Source organism: Dyadobacter sp. CY347 (genome assembly GCF_021502655.1).
Classification (GTDB): Bacteria; Bacteroidota; Bacteroidia; order Cytophagales; family Spirosomataceae; genus Dyadobacter.
Window position 1 is genome coordinate 1447182 of record NZ_JAKFFT010000004.1, and the last position, 17441, is coordinate 1464622.

The window sequence follows — 17441 nt, forward strand, 5'->3', positions numbered from 1 at the left end:
GTATCTCAGCTGGCAGCGTAATGTCTGGTATAGAAATCTTTTATATTGGTGGCCAGCTCACCGATCTGCTCGTAAGTAACGGGCTTTTCAAAATAGCCATAAGCCCCGCTTGCTATTACCTTGTCGATCAGGGTTTTGTCTGTGGCTGTTGAGATCGCCAGGACGGGGACGAACTTGCTGGCCGGATCGGACTGCATGGCCTTAATCACTTCAAGACCGCTCATGCGCGGCATATTAATGTCCATCAGAACCAATGTCTGATCCGAAGGCCATTGGCCAACCAGGTTGGCCAGGAAGTCATAACCACTGCTGAATTCGATAATATTGACTGAATCCATCAGTTGATGTACTGCCTGCCTGATAATCATCCGGTCATCATCGTCGTCGTCTACCAGATAAATTATTCTTTTGTCATTGACCATTTGCATCTTTTTTAATACCAATTCACATCCTGGCTAACACAAAAGAGAGGTAAAACAACAGCATTTAAACAACCCGAAAACAAATTGCCAGAATATGCGCTAGTAAGCAAAGCTACTAATAAAATTCAGATTTGACGCGACGGGATCAGGTGATATATTGAGCAATAGATGGCATGAACAAATCCCAATATGTCACTTGCCGGGGACAGGTATGAAGGCCGTAGCATTTTTTTTTCCTATTTTCGCTCAAAATTCAGGCTGCCCTTTAAGCATGGCAACTCTTACGTATTAAATTCCAAAATCAGATTTATGAGACCCCAAGTTGATGTCGGCATTGCTTTCTACGGCAAACCCTATCAAACCATTGTGACAATTAAGTCGCTCATCCAGCATAGTGGACAGTACATCGACAAGATATATATATCCCGCGAACGCAAACAGCCACATGAAGATTACATCGGGATCTTTAAGGTTATTGATTACTTCCGGAATGACCCTAATGTACGCCTCGTTATCCAATATCCGCATCACCATCTTGGCCTGGGTGTGATGGATCTCGAAAGGGCAAAAACCGATGCGCGGTGGAGACAAAGCATTATGTATCAGTACGCATTGGAAACCACGGACAAAAAGTATATGTGTATCATGCACAACGATATGCTTTTCCACGACGACATGATCGGGGTGATGCTGGAAAAAATGATGTCCGGGCCTGAGAATTTGATCGGGATGGGTTCCATAGGCCAATGCTGGAGTTGCCCGGCGGGAAGGGATTGGGGTAATAAATGCAATCCGTTTATATTCCAGGACTATGTGCCTTCCTACGAGGAAGCCATGGAACTTACCGAGGCCTATGCTACACCGCGTCAGCAGATACAGAAGAATGTAATCAAGGGCGGCCGGGTGCATATTTTACCGGAATGCCGGCTGAACGAATACTGTGCGATGATCAATGTAGAAAGTTACCAGAAGGAAACGGTTCCGAATGGTAATATTGGCTGCTACGGAGGTAACTGGGGCGGGACGGACACGGCAACGCTGTGGTCTCACGATGTATACCAAAAAGGATACCGGTTTGAGCATATAACTTTGGAAGATTATACCAAACATGCTCCTTTCGACAGCACCAGCAGCGGTACGCAGGCGAATGACAACCGTAACCTGTATCACCGATCCGAGGAGAATGCAAAGGAATACATCGAGAAAACTTACGGACCGATCCGGTTCTCCGGGTATGTGGCGCGGGCAAATTTTGTTGATACATTAAAGAGAAAAGCATGGCTGTCTGTGATCCATACATACGGATATTTTAAAAATTTAGTTAAAAAATAATGCAGAGCACTTTGGACCGTGGCTTGAAAATTCTGTTCAGATCTGTCATCTTAGCCCTGATTGTACTCAGTTTTATTGAATTAACTTATCGTGTCATCACAGCCTTTTATGCCAAAAATGCATTCACTGCTGCGCTGTTGGACAAACACGATTATGCAAAGTCCATCTCTTCGCCTAAAATCGTTTTGGTAGGAGGCTCCAACCTGGCTTTTGGCATCAATTCCGAAATGCTGAGTAAAATGACGGGAATGCCAGTGGTCAATATGGCGCTGCTGGCACCATTGGGCATGGACTTTATTTTGTCGGATGCGCTGGGCTACATCAAGAAGGGTGACATTGTCATGATGTCTTTTGAATACGATGTTTTTCCAAAAGGCGATGTCGAATCGCAGCTTTCGGTCGTGGATTTTGTGCCTGAGGATAAGCACTTTGTAACTTACAAGCAGGGGTTGACAGAAAAACTTAAAGCACAGTTTTTGCATCGTCTGCAAGCACCGTTAAGCATTGAGATCATTCTCCAGAGCCCAACGGTTGAAGATCCATATTCCATTTATTTCCGCAAGGCATTTACCCGGCAGGGTGATATCATCAGCCATCTCAACAACATTACCCGAACGGTGAACGCGGGCGCAAACACGACGAGCCTTTTTCCATATGAAGGGCAAGCCGAATCAATGAATGCCTTCACAGAACAGTTCGTACAGAAAGGGGCAAAGGCCTATTTCCTTTATCCCACGATTGCGGAAAGCTTTTATAAAAATTCCGTTGCGGCTGTCGAGAAGCTCGACGAGCGGTATCGAAAGGATTTGAAAGCAACGATTTTATCGGCGCCCGAGCAATCGGTGTATCCGGACAGTTTGTGTTTTGACACGGTGTATCATTTAAAAGGAAAGGCCCGGGATGCGCATACGGAAAAGGTCGCAGGTGCTTTGCTTCGTCTGGGTAAATAATTAATTCAAGTCAATAAGAGATTATAATGCTATTCAACTCGATTGAATTTTTAATTTTCTTCCCTGTTGTAACGATCCTCTATTTCCTGCTGGAACATCGGTATCGCTGGATGTTGCTGCTTGCTGCAAGCTGCTATTTTTACATGGCATTCAGGCCGATCTACATCCTGATCCTGGCCTTTACCATCGTGATCGACTATTATGCAGGCATTTTAATCGAAGAATCAAAAGCAGAAAAAAAGAAACGGTATTTAATCCTGAGCATTTTTGCAAACGTCGGCGTACTCGCGGTCTTTAAATATTACAATTTTTTCGTCGCCGAACTCAATACAACATTCAATACAGACACGCCCTTACTGAATATATTGCTGCCCGTAGGTTTGTCATTCCACACTTTCCAGGCCATGAGCTATACTTTTGAAGTATACCGTGGAAACCAGAAGGCCGAACGGCATTTCGGGATCTATTCCCTTTATGTAATGTTCTATCCCCAGCTGGTAGCAGGGCCTATTGAGCGTCCCCAGAACATTCTGCACCAGTTTTATACCAAACATCAGTTTGATTATGAGCGGGTAAAAAGCGGGTTGCTGCTGATGGCATGGGGAATGTTCAAAAAAGTGGTCATTGCGGATCGCCTGGCTATTTTCGTCAACCAGGTTTTTGATTACCCGACGCAGTATTCCGGCCCTTCGCTGGTGGTCGCGGCGGTCTTCTTTTCATTCCAGATCTTCTGCGATTTTTCCGGGTATTCCGACATTGCCATCGGGTCCGCCCAGGTGATGGGATTCACGCTGATGAAGAATTTTGACCGTCCGTATTCCTCAAAAAGTATCTCCGAATTCTGGCGCAGATGGCACATTTCCCTTTCCACCTGGTTCCGGGATTATCTCTACATTCCCTTGGGCGGCAACCGTGTCGGGAGAACAAGGGCTTTGCTGAATCTTTTCATTGTCTTTCTTGTCAGCGGGCTCTGGCATGGGGCCAACTGGAACTATATCATATGGGGGGCGCTGCATGGCTTTTATCTGATCTTTGCATTGCTGACCCAAAAGCCGAGGACACAGATGCTATCGTTAGCCGGAGCGGACCGGTTTCCCCGGCTTTTTAACGGTTTTCAGGTGCTGACTACTTTTGTCCTGGTTACGTTTGCCTGGATCTTTTTCCGCGCCGATTATTATAATACGGATATAATGTGGAATCTTGTCAAAAGTTTGGGAAGAGGTTGGCCGTCGGTCCAGGAGTTTTTCAGCACGCAGTATTTTATGGAAAATATTTGTCTCGGGCAAAAACGGAGAGCGTTTTTTACAGCCATTGCGCTCATCGTCTTCATGGAAGCGGTTCATCATTTTCAGAAGAAAACAAGCATCAGACTTTCACTTTCCCACCAGCCTCTGTGGGTTCGTTGGAGCTTCTATTCCATCTTCGTGCTAGCTATTTTATATCTTGGTGTTTTTGATAACACGCCTCAATTTATATATTTCCAATTCTAGATATCTGACCGTGATCCCGGTAAAACAGAAGCAATTCCTAATTTATCTGCTCATGGCCGTTCCGGTCATTGCGTTCGCAGTCTTTATCTTCAAACATGCGCTTAATGTGCCGTTTATGGACGATATGGAGCTCGTAGATTCCATAAATGTTTTGAAAAAGGGGGATACCAATCCATTTACTACGCTGGTAAGGCAGCAAAACGACCACAGGTCTACCTTTCCGCGTTTGGGGATTATTCTTAGCTATCTGCTGAGCGGCACGCTGGATTTCAGGCTGACGATCCTTTTAGGCTATTTCAACCTGATCCTCTTAGGTTACGCTTTTTACCTCGTTTACAGATCTGCCAATAAGGGGATTACGCTTTTTTTGCCGGTGGTTTTAATGCTTTTCTCTCCATTGGTTTATTACGTTCATTTGTGGAGTCTTACCGCTTTCCAGCACACGCTTTCCATTGCATTTTCCATATTGTGCCTGTATTTTTTACAGCCGGAGAAAAAGGCTTCATGGCTTTTTGCATTCCCCATCGCCATTGCTGCCACGCTGACCAACCTCGACGGCATCAGCGTAATGCCCGTTTGTATATTCTGGCTGATGACGCAGAGACGCTGGAAACATAGTTTGATTTTTCTGGTTCTTACAGCCGTTTATCTCGCCATATATTTTACTGATTTCAAGCTTTCTTCTGCCAGCCAGATCGGCTTTTCAGTGAGCAGCCTGCCGCTTATGGCGCACGCTTTTGTTGTCGTCACGGGTTCTTTCGCCAGATTTATTTCCGACACCCACGGCATAGTGCTCTCAACGATCCTGGGTTCAGGCATTCTCATTACTTTCATTGCATTAAAATTTTTCCCACGCATACAGGATCGTTATCGTTTTTCATTTGCCGAAATATTCAGCCTGGATCTGACGGAGATCTGCTTTTTAAGAATGCTTGGCAGCATGGCCATGATCATGATCGGACGATATGCAGAAGGCGTCGGAAACATGATCGCGCCGCGATTTCAGGTTTACTCCGTAAGCGTGGCCATTCTCTTTTATTTGTTTTTGGTTAAAAACGCGCCTTTCCGAAAAGCCGTGTTTTTCAAGATTGCCGCGATAAGCATTGCATTGGTGCTGAGCGTTTACAGCTATAAAAAATACGACCGGGCCGTAAATTTCAGCGATGCAGGGCTGAAAGCGGATAGCTACAATTATACGAGGAACAGGGTCTTCCTGCACCAGTATTACAACCTGCCTGATCCTGACCCCGCATTTTATGAGAACTACAATTTTCCTGAATACTTCGGAAAGAACGTGATCAATAATTGGAAAGCTGCTGCTGCTTCGGGAAGCGATCTGGGGATAGAGGTGACGGAATATGGGGATCTGCCGAGATACAAAACTTACATTCACCGGGTTAAGGCGATCAGAGTCATGAATGTTGGGGGCGAAGTGCCTGGCAAGGATGTGTATCTGGGCCTTACGGAAAATGCAAATTCCAACCGGTTTTATCTCGTGGCGCTTAAAGATGACCGGCCGTCTTGGAAAGGCGGCAAATCGGTGGCTGGTGAATTTGATGCAGAAATCCCGGCCAAAATGAAGCCCGGATCATACACAGCCACATTATGCTGGCTCGATGACGAAAAGCCGCGCTCGGTGATGATTTCCAAAAATGTTTCGCTTTAAGCAGCTTTAAACATGTGCTAAATAGCTTTATGTTTGTTGCAAATAGGGCGCATGGATGAATGAAAAAATAATATATTTCCGGAAAACACTGGACCACATCATGATCGCGATGAGTATCGTTTGTTCAATGGTGGTCGTGTTTCATGTGGGATATAACCGGGATCCTGAGATCGAGCAGCTTACCAACCGGATATTGGAATGGTGCTTCTTCTTTTTCGCCCTGGCATTGTGTGCCAAAACTTTCACTGCATTTAAAAGTAGATCATCGATCATTTCCCGGATAGGAGAGGCGGTGCTGCTATTTTACTTCATTGCCGTTATCATCGCCGACAGTTACCATTTTTCCGGCCAGGATGGGACAGAACTTGTGAAACCCGAATGGATGTATGTAGGCATATTTGCCATACTGATCATCGAGGTTTCCAAAAAGACGCTGTTCTTCGACAAATTCTATTTTAATCCCACATTACTTTTTGTACTGAGCTTTCTGACATTGATCCTAATCGGCACTGCGCTGCTGCTGCTTCCGAAAACTACACATCATCAGCAGCTTACATTTGTGGATGCACTATTTCTGGCGACCAGCGCGGTCTGCATTACGGGGCTGTCCGTTGTGGACATTGCTTCCGAATTTACACGTTTCGGACAGACCATTCTGCTTGTGCTTGTACAAATCGGCGGGCTGGGGATCATGACATTTACGGGTTTTTTCGGTTACTTTTTTTCCGGGGGTTTTTCATACAAAAATCAGCTCATGTTTACCGAGCTGATCGGTGAGAACAAGGTCAGCTCCGTGATTTCTACTTTATATAAAATCATTCTGGTTACTTTCTTTTTCGAGATCCTGGGCGGTATATTCATTTATCTGAGCCTGGACCCGAGCGATTTCGAGAGCCGGGCTGAGCAGCTTTATTTTACCGTTTTTCATGCAGTCAGCGCCTTTTGTAATGCTGGTTTTTCCACTGTCCCGGACGGCATGAATAATGCGGCGCTCCGGTTTAATTACGAGCTGCATCTTTCCCTCATTATGCTCTATGTCATGGGCGGACTGGGTTTCGGGATCATCTTTAATTCCTATGAATTTATCCGGCGCTGGGCTTTCAATTTGTACCACCGGATCCGGCACGGCCGCCATTTCATTCATAGGGCGCGTGTGATTGCATTTAATTCAAAACTCATCGCCTATACCAGCTTTTTCCTCATTCTGTTTGGGTTTACAGTCGTCTTTATTTTAGAATCTGATCACACGCTGCTGGCGCACGAGTCTTATTATGGCAAGATCGTCACCGCGCTGTTCATCGGCACCAGCCCACGTTCCGCTGGCTTTAATACGGTTATGATGGGGCAACTGGCTTTTCCGACGGTGATGCTGATCTTTCTGCTGATGTGGATCGGGGCTGCACCTGGTTCTACTGGAGGCGGGATCAAGGTCACAACATTTGCGCTCGCTATTCTTAACATTGCCACACTGGCCAGGGGAAAAGGTACGATTGAAGTTTTTGGACGAAAGGTTTTGGATGAGTCGATATCCAAGGCGTTGGGAATCATCTCATTATCCCTGATCTTTCTTGGTATGGCCATTTTCTTGCTGTCTGTCACAGATCCTGAAAAAAATCTTCTTTCACTCGCATTCGAAACATTTTCGGCATATAGTACAACCGGCCTCAGCCTGGGTGTGACGCCGGAATTGAGTAATGCAGGCCGGTTGGTGATCATTGCAACGATGTTTATCGGCAGGGTAGGGTCGCTTACATTGCTTGTGGCCATTGTCCGGAATGCAAGACCTACAAACTATCAGCTTCCCGGCGAGCAGATGAACTTTTAAACTGGTAAAAAATGAAATACATCATATTTGGATTGGGAAGTTTCGGTAAATCACTGGCTATCCGTCTGACAGAACTGGGACACGAGACAATTGGTGTCGATAACGACATGCAAAAGGCCGAGCAGCTGAAAGAGCGCATCACGCATACGGTTTGCATGGATTGCACGGATAAGAATGCAGTGAGCTCGCTGCCGCTTAAAGACGCAGACGCGGTGATTGTGGCCATAGGCGAAGACGAACGCGCATCACTCCTCTCGACAGCATTGCTTAAACAACTCGGCGTGAAAAAGATCATCGGCCGGGTGGTTTCCGACCTTCAAAAAACCGTCCTTGAAGCGATGCAGATCGAAGAGTATATTCTGCCGGAAGAAGAATCAGCAGAAAGGCTGGCCATGCGCCTGGACAATTCAGGAATTGTCGATTCATTCAAAGTATCTGAAAAATACAGCATTATCGAAATTCGCGTCCCGGCGCGGTATGTGGGTAAAACACTCGCTGAGGCTGATCTCACCAACCGTTACAATGTGATCGTATTAACGGTGCTGACATTATCGAAAGGGTCTGAAAATGGGCTGGCCAAGATATTTAAGAGGGCTTCGGGCATTGCTACACCGGGCACCATCATGCATGAGGACGAGGTTTTGGTTCTTTTCGGGGAATTGAAAGACATTGAAAAGCTGATGCATTAATGTTGGTTTAGACCAAATTATAAATCCATCCGCTATTCAAAAGGTTACTGCTAACCTTTTGAATAGTACTATACTTTCCATAGCATTAGTGCCTATGTTTGTACTGCCATATCAATCATGGTTAGTATCAATATAACATTTTGTGCAATGTCAAAAATAATCTGGAATGTCGACCCAATGCACTCGGAAGTGCAGTTTAAAGTAAAACACCTTGTGATCTCAACGGTTACAGGATCCTTCAAATCGTTCAGCGGCCGTGCGGTTACGGAAGGGGAGCAGTTTGAAAACGCAGCAATTGAATTTACAATAGATGTGGACAGCGTGGATACCGGTCAGCCCGGGCGCGACGAACATTTACGGAACACGGATTTTTTCGAAACCACAACATATCCGCAGTTTCATTTCCAATCCACATCATTTACAAAAATCAAAGGAGATTTATATACACTGACTGGTAACCTTACCATTAAAGGGATCACCAAAGAGGTGGAGCTGGAAGCGGAATATGGTGGAACTGAAAGGGATCCCTGGGGCAATACCAAGGTGGGATTCGAAGTGACCGGGACCATTGACCGGAAGGATTTCAATGTAACTTTCAATGCGCTGACTGAAACCGGTGGTTTGGCTTTGGGCGAGAATATCAAGATTATCGCCAACATTCAGCTTGCCAAGGAAGTTGTTAATGAAGCAGTTGCAGCGTAATGCAATGTATTGGCAATCAATTAAGAGAAGATCGAAACGCGCGACTTACTTGCTTCAACGGCTTAAATGTTGGAGCAAGTAACTCGGTGCGAATCTGTTACTGACGATCATGCGCATGGTGCGCTGCTGTCAGAAAGTGTGTTTTCAAGCCGGAAATGTACTAATCCGTTCTGCCCAGCTCTTGTCTCATCTGATACCACGCCTGAATGTCGTTGTCTGCCGCATCTGTATGGTTGGCTTTCAGGTATTCCAAAAAGGTAAATTTGGCATCGTCTGATTGCAGATGGAGGTTGTCTTGTACGCCTTCTGCATGCACCAGATATTCATAACCGTCATTAGTGACTTCCTTTGACGTGTAGAAGTTACCGGATTTCTCAAAGTTGGTTACCGAACTATACAAATCATATACATCTTGATCGCCCTTCAAATCCACACTGGACAGCCAGGTTTCATAATCTGTCGTTTTTGCCATTTCAAATATTAGTTGTTTGCCCTTAAAGCGATAAAAATTGTACCAATGGCATAAGGGATTCTCAAACCGCACTTCGGGCATTAATTTGACCTGCTTCTTTCAGTTTTGGTAAAATCAACATACTTGTAACCCCCTAAAACGGACATTTCAAGTTTCAATTTATACGTGCCCCATGGATATTTTGCTTCCGTTTGGAAGACTTTCTTTTCTACTTTTTTGTAAGATGCCGGTTTGCTTTCGAAATATTCCGTCAACACCCGGCCGTCCATTTCGGAAGGCACCTTCAAGCCGGACAGCGCGAGCACGGTGGGCGCAATGTCAATGTTCGATGTAGGGAGTTCGCTGGTGAATGCGTTTTTGAGATCCGGACCGTCGCCAAAGAGTGCAATGTTGATTTCATAGGGACTCGAACCGCCATGACCTGCAACGCCCACCGAAAAATCCGCCCCCGCGAAACCTTTGTCATTTTTATTGTCATTCCAATTCGGCGCAACCAGAATATCGCCAGAGCGTGTGGGGTGGTTGTAATGGATAGATTCGAAGGAAAGTGTGCCATTCACCCAGCCCATCATATCTCCTTTCTTTTTGGGTTTGGTAAAAACAGCACCAACCCAATCGGTCTTATGCAATGCCGCAACGATCTTATTAATGGCATCTTCCTGGTGATCTTTCACATAAATGGCGCCCTCCGCGACCACCACGTCATCAGAATCTTTGTCCTTTTTCAAGCCTTCTGAAATCAGAAAATCGCCCAGGTTTTGTTTTCCAATGTGCGTAACGAACCCATGGTCAGTGGAAACGAGAATGTTGGTTTTTTCTCTCAAACCCTTTTTTGCAAGTGAATCGAGAATGCGGCCAAACTGCGCGTCGACATATTGAATAGCCGCCACGGCCTGCTCCGAACCCATGCCGTAGCGGTGTGCCGCGCCGTCGGGATCAGAAAACCATATTGCACTCACGAGCGGGCCGTCGTTTTTAAATCCATAATGCAGCAATGCATCTGCTATCCATTTGTGCTTGATAAAGACGTCGCCGCTTTCTTTGGGCATCGGGCCAATGTCTACCATGACCTGCGCTTTGAACGATTCCGGCAGGATCAGGTCCGGATTAATGATCGCGCCTTTTCCAACTTTATGATTTTGTAAGAAAGCCTGGCCCGTGGTCCCCGAGCTGAAAACCATCATTTGTTCCCCGGCCGCATCCAGCACTTCGCCCAGCGAAACGGCTGTAAGCAACTTGCCTTCCGATTCCTGCACCTTCATCAGATCGGGATAAGATGTGCCGATTGCCTTGTTCGGATTTACTTTGGGGAAGTAGATGGCGTTGCCCAGCAAACCGTGCGTGCCGGGATAGGAACCGGTTGCATAGGAAGAAGAATTCACACGCGTAACCGTCGGGAACACGCTGTGATGCTGTTTTCCGAAAGATGCTTTTTGTTTGAATGCATACAAATTCGGCATTTGGTCCTGCGTAATGTAGTCAGGCCGAAGGCCGTCGAAGAATACGATCAACGTTTTATTTTTGTTGGTCTGCGCGTGCCCGGCAGGCTTCTGGGCAAGCGCATCATGGGTAGAAAAAGGCGCCCAGACCAACAGGAAGACGCAGGCTGCAATTGTGTTTTTGACGTTCATTTTGAAGCATTTGCACAAAAATTACATAAAAATTATTTATTCCTCCAAAAAGATGTGTCCTTCCGTAACGGAGCCTTAAATTTATAAACGACTTTCAAGCATCCCTATGGGCCGATATACCAATCCGCTTCTCATTATGCTGCCTGTTATAGGTTGTATCTTGTGGTTTTTACTCAAAGTGTTCCAATTCCAGACCAGCCCGGAGCAGTATGCCGATGGAATGGTGATCCTGCAATTGAGCCGCGGATGGCTGGAAGGTCGCCCGTTTCTGTTTGATACTGTTTATGGGAATCATGCGTTGCAGCATAATTATTATTTCATTCCCATTGCAGGCATTTTTACAAAATGGATGGGCGTATATGGGCTTTTTATGGCCTATGTGTGCCTTACCGGCGGCTTTTTCATTACATACTATCAAAGTCTGTCACGGTTTAATGTGCTGGAACGCCGCGCTTCCTGGGTTACGGCGCTGTGTTATGTTTTCGGGCCGATGGCGTATTTTATGTATTTGGATTATTTTGGCTGGCATCCCGAACAATATTTTGTGCCGCTGCTCGCACTGCTTGCATTATGTCTGGCGCAGCGGAAGTGGAGGATGGGCGCGGTTTGGCTTCTACTCACATTTTTGGTTAAAGAATCGGCCATCGTGCTCATTTGCTGCCTTTTACTGTTCTGCTCGGTGGTTGATCTGGTTTTGCGGCATCCGGGGAAGCATTGGCTCAGTTATATCCTGAACAAGAGAAATGTGATCATAACGGTTGTTTGCCTGGGATTGTTTGCACTTGGGATTTGGTGGCTTTCCTATTTAAACGGTCCAAAAACAAGCCGTCTCGACCAGGCATTTTCGAATGTGCAGCTCAACCAGACTTTCGCTTATTACGTTCTGTTCTCCGGCGCGGTCGGGTTGCTAACTTTTGGTTTGGCTCTTATCCCTTCTATTCCCTGGCTTCGTACGTTTGGTTATAAGGGACTCATTATATGGTCATTAGGCGGTTGTTATATGGTCTTGTTTGTGATGTTCGCAACCGAATCACTTTATTACTTTCCGACCATTTATCCGGGAATCTCTTATCCGCCGCGGATTAGCGGCATGTGGGCATTTATGTTCAGCGCATTCCTGTTTTTGAGCTGCCGGTTTGCGCAAGCGGGTATTTTGAGAGATCGGAACGCGGTGTCCTGGACACTGGCGGGCTGCCTGCTGCAATTTGTTTTTGCTCCGTTTCTGGTTGCCCACCATTTCAACTTCGAATTCAAACCTGCACGCCTGGCCGCGAATGTATCTTATATGTTACAAACGCACTTTGGACTAAACCCTTATCCCGATGGCACTGCAAAAGAACTTCATCAGTTAGCTGAAAAGTTGCCTGGTGGGTCGGAAGTGATCGTTCCGTTTCAGCACCTGCGCTATTTTGAAAATGTTTACCCTAGTTTCTGGGAGAATAATGGAGCGTTTCCACTTCATGTTCTGGGCAAACCTGTGCTTTATATTTATGAAAAGGATTTAGTCAAACGCGGCGCATACCGCACTTTTCCGGGAAGTGATTACCAGACGGTCCCAAATAAGCAACTCTTAATTCTGGCCGATCCGGGCTGGTACAAACAGAACTTCAAATGACAGGGGAAGAAAGAGAAAAATGGATCCGGAAAAATGCCTATTACCACCGGTCTCTGGTGTCGCATTTAAAATTCATTATACCCGAAGGAAGCTCGGTGCTGGAAATAGGCTGCGGCACCGGATATCTTCTGGAACAGCTCCGCCCGTCTCGGGGAGTAGGGATCGACGTTTCGGAAGAAATGATCCGTTATGCCAGGATCCATCGCCCCGCAAACCGCTATTTTGAAATGAATGCGGAGCATTTAACTTTGGACGAAACATTCGATTACGTGGTCATCAGCGATACGATCGGAAGTTTCAGGGATGTGCAGATGGTGTTTGAAGAAATTCACAAGGCCTTCACACCGCAGACGCGCCTGATCATTACATCCACCAACTTCATTTGGCGGCCAATATTAAATTTAGCCGAAAAGCTAAGTTTGAAAATGCCTCAAAAACGCCAGAACTGGCTCGATATCAGTGACATTGTCTCCCTTCTCAACCTGTCGGATTTTGAGCTGATCGGTCACGATAAGAAGATGATCTTCCCCAAATACATTCCTTTACTATCTGCATTTCTGAACCGTTATGTTGCCAACTTGCCGTTAATCAATGCCTTAGGATTGATCACCTGCCTTGTCGCCAGGAGCAACCGCGTCGCTCTGAAACCTGCGAGTGAAATGAGCGTAAGCGTGATCATCCCTGCACGTAACGAGAAAGGCAACATTGAAGCGCTCATTCAGCGCACACCCACAATGGGCCGCCATACGGAACTCATTTTTATTGAAGGCAACTCCACTGACCAAACCTGGGAGGAGATTCAGCGGCTGGGCGCTCAGTATAAGGAGCATAGGGACATTCAATGGGCACAACAAGCGGGGAAGGGCAAAGGCGATGCCGTGCGGAAAGGTTACAGCATGGCGACCGGGGATATTCTGATGATCCTGGATGCCGATATGACCGTGGCGCCGGAAGAGCTGCCGAAGTTTTTTAATGCAATCGCTTCGGGGAAAGGGGAGTATATCAACGGCTCGCGGCTCGTGTATCCGATGGAAAAACAAGCCATGCGTTTCCTGAACCTGCTGGGTAATAAATTTTTCAGCCTGGCATTTTCATGGCTTTTGGGCCAAAATTTAAAGGATACATTATGTGGTACGAAAGTGATTTCAAGGGAAAACTATCTGAAATTAGCCGCTAACAGGTCCTACTTCGGCGATTTTGATCCTTTTGGCGACTTTGACCTCATCTTTGGTTCTGCCAAACTGAATCTCAAATTTGTCGAGATCCCCATCCGCTACCGGGCGCGCACTTATGGTGAAACCAATATTTCACGTTTCAAACATGGATGGCTGCTGCTGCGCATGACCGCATTTGCCGTGAAAAAAATCAAGTTTACCTGACCATACGCAGTGCTTCACATCCGCATCCGGAACGCGGTTGGCGTGGCGCCAGTGTATTTCCGGAATTGTTTACAAAGATGGCTTTCGTCCGTATAGCTGAATTCGTCAGCAATTTCACTCAGGGTTAGCTGGCTGTAAAGGAGACGTGCTTCAATGAGTTTGATCTTGTGCTTGATAATGTATTGTTTCAAAGATTCGCCGGTTTGTTTTTTGAAAAACAGGCTTATATAGGCAGGCGCATAATGAAAGGTTTCGGCCAGATGCTCAATGGTCAGGTCCTCAGGCCGGTAAATGTGCTGCCGGATATACATTAAAATCGCTTCTATTGAATCCTTCATCACAGGCTTGCCCTGCGTCTGACTGAACAGGTTACGCGCCAGGATAATCAGCATGCTGCGCATCAGGCTATCGCGGATGATCTCAAAATACTGCGACTGGTCGTTGGCCGATTCCGCTTCCAGGACCGTCAGCAAGTGATGCAGCTTCTGCTTTTCCTGCTTATCCGTCACAATGGATCCGCGGCTTTGTGAGGAAGTGTTGAGCAATGTCCTGATCACCGGCTGCCAGGGACGGTCTTTGTCGCCTGGTAACTGCTTGTGAATGGACTCGTTGAAGCGGACAAAGCTGAATTCCGTCGGTTCCTGAATGTCGAAATGGTGGAAATCTTCGGGGCCCAGCAAAAAAACATCTCCTTCGCTGTATTGGAATGCATTGCCATTGATATGGTGAACCCCGACTCCTTTCAGGATGAAAATGATCTCGAAATACGTATGCTTATGGACAGAGTGTGTCCAGGTGTCGGCCTCGAAATGGTAAATGCTGAATGGTGTATGAAGGACGTATCGTTTCATGCGGTTTGAAGAACAGCATAAACATACCAATTAACAATGGATTTTTACAATTGGAACGGGAATGGCATTTCTAAATTTGTGTCCGTAAAACCATGTAACCGGCCAGACTGAATCCAATGATAAAACTTCGACTACTCACATTAACAGCAATTATCGCGATTTGTACACTGTTTTCCATGCGTAACGCGGACGAATGGACGCCACTGCTGGACAAAGATCTTTCGCAATGGGAAAATTATCTGAGTTATAACCACAAACCCGGTTATAATGGAAAAATACCAACAGATGCGAATGGAAAACCCATTTCGCCCATTGGCTATAATAAAGATAATGGTAAGGTTTTCTCTGTAAATAATGCTTCCGGTTCTCCTGTGTTGCACGTGAGCGGCGAAACTTACGGCTGTGTATTTACCAAAAAATCATACAAAAACTACCACCTCAAACTGCAAATGAAATGGGGTGAAAACAAATACGAGCCCCGGAAAGACAAGCTCCGTGACTCTGGAATCTTGTATCATTCCAATGGCGAAGCGGGTGCGGAATACTGGCGTTCGTGGATGCTCTCGCAGGAATTTCAGATCATGGAAGGGCATATGGGGGATTTCTGGTGCCAGGCGAATTCAGCGATTGATATACGGTCATTTCCATCCGAAGGCGTGATGAACCGGGTTGCAGACCATAAACAGCCGTTCGGAACATTCAAAACGGGCGGGGATTATTATTGCATGCGATCGGAAAACCACGAAAGCCCGGCTGGTGAATGGACCACGCTTGAATTGATTTGTTTTGAAGGGAAAAGCTTGCATATTGTTAACGGTCACGTGGTTATGGTGCTCAATAACTCGCGCTACATTACACCCGACGGAAAGAATGTGCCGATGATCAGCGGAAAGATTCAATTGCAAAGTGAAGCCGCAGAAGTATTTTATCGTGACATTCTTATCAAAGAACTAACCGCAATGCCCAAACAATACGCAAGCTTATTTTAAACCAATGCTTATCTGGCCCGGGCTATGGTTTGGTTTTTCTTTGGTTTCATCAAATACCAAACTGCCAGGATCACCGGGATGCCCAGCGTAAGCCATGACAGCAGATCAAAAAAACCGTCCCCGGTCAGCGCGGATACAAGTCCGATTGCCGACAAAATTCCGATAAGGATAGGAAGTCCCCAGACTTTCCAGAAAATACTTTTTACCATGACCTGGTGGATTTGATGTTAAACATTTTCACTATGCGCCTGGACTGTCAGGATTTCTTCATCATTCTTGTCCAGTCGCTTGATATGCGCCCTTGTGGCTTTATTGCGGGCAAACCACAAGTATAACCCGCTGCCCAGGATTACGATCGTGGCGATATCGAACAGCGCCCAGATAATTTTAAGCGGCAAGCCGCCGTAATCGCCAAAATGCAACGGCTGAGATATGAACAAAGCATTCACAAACCAGGGCATATCACGAAGATCCGTGAGTACACCTTTTTTTGCATCGATCAAAGCAGGTTTGATGATGCGCTTCGTCAATGGTGTATTTCCTTTTACAAAAACGGCATAATGGTGCTTGCTTGAAAACGGCGTGCCCGGATAGGCGATCAGGGAAGGTTCCATGCCCGGAGCAGCTTGTTTTGTCAATGTAACAGCCTGATCCACAGAGCTCAGTTTACCTGTAAGCGGTCCGGCGTTTTTGTAGGGCGCAGTCATTTCGGAAAGCTGTCCTGCCTGCCACAGTCCCAGGACAATTTCCGAAGCAGTGTTAATGACACCCGTAAAACCTACAACCACACCCCATACAATGGTTACCACACCCAGTAAATTATGCAGGTCGAGCCATTTGAGCCGGGTGGAGCGCTCGGTGCGGATCATTCCGAAATCAAACCTTTTCATGATCGGACCGTAAAGCATAATGCCAGATACAATGGCTGCAATGAAAAGCAGGCCCATGACGCCTAAAAACAATTTGCCGCCGATGCCCATAAACATGTCTACGTGCATCTGGAACATGATATACATGAAACCTTCCTGGTAATTGGGTGTTTCCAGAACCTCAGCCGTATGGTCATCCACGATCACCGTTGTGTAATTATTCGGATCGGCATTGATGGAATCGGAGAGGCTGAATGCGGTCGTATTCTGTTCATGCTCATCCCAGTAGACGTAACGGATCACTTTTTTGGGATAATGTGCCAATGCACTTTCTGCCAGGTTGTCCAGACTGGCCTTAGGCGTCCCGGCGGGCACTTGTTTGGCCATGTGCGGTTTGCCTTCCAGCTCCTCGATTTCTTCGTGAAAGATCAGGGGAAGTCCGGTAATACAAAGCATCAGTAAAAATGCCGTACATATCAGGCTCGTCCATTTGTGGATCTGGAACCAGGTCTGGATTTTTTTGACAGAACTCATAATAATAAATGCTTATGGTGGATGA

The 17441-nt window shown here is 46.3% G+C and carries 16 protein-coding genes; 10 read left to right on the plus strand and 6 right to left on the minus strand.

Annotated features, from left to right (window positions below; all coding sequences use genetic code 11):
• Nucleotides 1-5 precede the first annotated feature (5 nt).
• Nucleotides 6-422 carry a response regulator gene (locus L0659_RS14195; protein WP_235126787.1) on the minus strand — a complete coding sequence of 139 codons (417 nt, stop codon included), beginning with the start codon at nt 420-422 and terminating at the stop codon, nt 6-8.
• A gap of 309 nt (nt 423-731) precedes the next feature.
• On the opposite strand from L0659_RS14195, the gene L0659_RS14200 reads away from it, so the two are divergent.
• The 7 genes from L0659_RS14200 to L0659_RS14230 all read left to right on the plus strand — a co-directional run bounded on the left by L0659_RS14200 (nt 732) and on the right by L0659_RS14230 (nt 9076).
• Nucleotides 732-1754 carry a hypothetical protein gene (locus L0659_RS14200; protein WP_235126788.1) on the plus strand — a complete coding sequence of 341 codons (1023 nt, stop codon included), beginning with the start codon at nt 732-734 and terminating at the stop codon, nt 1752-1754.
• On the plus strand, nt 1754-2704 hold the full coding sequence (locus L0659_RS14205) for a hypothetical protein (RefSeq protein WP_235126789.1): 951 nt from the start codon (nt 1754-1756) through the stop codon (nt 2702-2704). The genes L0659_RS14200 and L0659_RS14205 overlap by 1 nt, the downstream gene beginning before the upstream one ends.
• A 26-nt stretch (nt 2705-2730) precedes the next feature.
• Entirely contained in the window at nt 2731-4194 is a 1464-nt protein-coding gene (locus tag L0659_RS14210) for an MBOAT family protein (protein WP_235126791.1), read from the plus strand.
• A complete protein-coding gene (locus tag L0659_RS14215) occupies nt 4157-5860 on the plus strand; it encodes a DUF4832 domain-containing protein (protein WP_235126793.1) in 1704 nt (567 codons plus the stop codon). The genes L0659_RS14210 and L0659_RS14215 overlap by 38 nt, the downstream gene beginning before the upstream one ends.
• Before the next feature lie 55 nt (nt 5861-5915).
• Nucleotides 5916-7685 (plus strand): TrkH family potassium uptake protein, encoded by a 1770-nt coding sequence (locus L0659_RS14220; RefSeq protein WP_235126795.1) that lies wholly within the window; start codon nt 5916-5918, stop codon nt 7683-7685.
• An 11-nt stretch (nt 7686-7696) separates the two neighbouring features.
• On the plus strand, nt 7697-8374 hold the full coding sequence (locus tag L0659_RS14225; RefSeq protein WP_235126797.1) for a TrkA family potassium uptake protein: 678 nt from the start codon (nt 7697-7699) through the stop codon (nt 8372-8374).
• 147 nt (nt 8375-8521) lie between these two features.
• Complete coding sequence (locus L0659_RS14230; protein ID WP_235126799.1) at nt 8522-9076, plus strand: YceI family protein; 555 nt, start codon at nt 8522-8524, stop codon at nt 9074-9076.
• A 160-nt stretch (nt 9077-9236) separates the two neighbouring features.
• Here L0659_RS14230 and L0659_RS14235 read toward each other — a convergent pair whose 3' ends face one another.
• A complete protein-coding gene (locus L0659_RS14235; protein WP_235126800.1) occupies nt 9237-9548 on the minus strand; it encodes a hypothetical protein in 312 nt (103 codons plus the stop codon).
• 80 nt (nt 9549-9628) lie between these two features.
• Entirely contained in the window at nt 9629-11179 is a 1551-nt protein-coding gene (locus L0659_RS14240) for an alkaline phosphatase family protein (protein ID WP_235126801.1), read from the minus strand.
• A gap of 106 nt (nt 11180-11285) precedes the next feature.
• Between L0659_RS14240 and L0659_RS14245 the strand changes: the two genes are divergently transcribed.
• Entirely contained in the window at nt 11286-12794 is a 1509-nt protein-coding gene (locus L0659_RS14245) for a DUF2079 domain-containing protein (protein ID WP_235126802.1), read from the plus strand.
• Nucleotides 12791-14173: a bifunctional class I SAM-dependent methyltransferase/glycosyltransferase family 2 protein gene (locus tag L0659_RS14250; protein ID WP_235126803.1), complete on the plus strand. Its 1383-nt coding sequence runs from the start codon at nt 12791-12793 to the stop codon at nt 14171-14173. Before L0659_RS14245 ends, L0659_RS14250 begins: the two co-directional genes overlap by 4 nt.
• A 14-nt stretch (nt 14174-14187) precedes the next feature.
• Here the strand turns inward: L0659_RS14250 and L0659_RS14255 are convergent, their stop codons facing one another.
• A complete protein-coding gene (locus L0659_RS14255) occupies nt 14188-15024 on the minus strand; it encodes a helix-turn-helix domain-containing protein (protein WP_235126804.1) in 837 nt (278 codons plus the stop codon).
• A gap of 116 nt (nt 15025-15140) precedes the next feature.
• On the opposite strand from L0659_RS14255, the gene L0659_RS14260 reads away from it, so the two are divergent.
• A complete protein-coding gene (locus L0659_RS14260) occupies nt 15141-16013 on the plus strand; it encodes a DUF1080 domain-containing protein (RefSeq protein ID WP_235126805.1) in 873 nt (290 codons plus the stop codon).
• An 8-nt stretch (nt 16014-16021) separates the two neighbouring features.
• Here L0659_RS14260 and L0659_RS14265 read toward each other — a convergent pair whose 3' ends face one another.
• Entirely contained in the window at nt 16022-16222 is a 201-nt protein-coding gene (locus L0659_RS14265; RefSeq protein ID WP_235126806.1) for a hypothetical protein, read from the minus strand.
• Nucleotides 16223-16240: 18 nt separating this feature from the next.
• Nucleotides 16241-17416 carry a PepSY domain-containing protein gene (locus L0659_RS14270; RefSeq protein WP_235126807.1) on the minus strand — a complete coding sequence of 392 codons (1176 nt, stop codon included), beginning with the start codon at nt 17414-17416 and terminating at the stop codon, nt 16241-16243.
• Between the last annotated feature and the right edge of the window lie 25 nt (nt 17417-17441).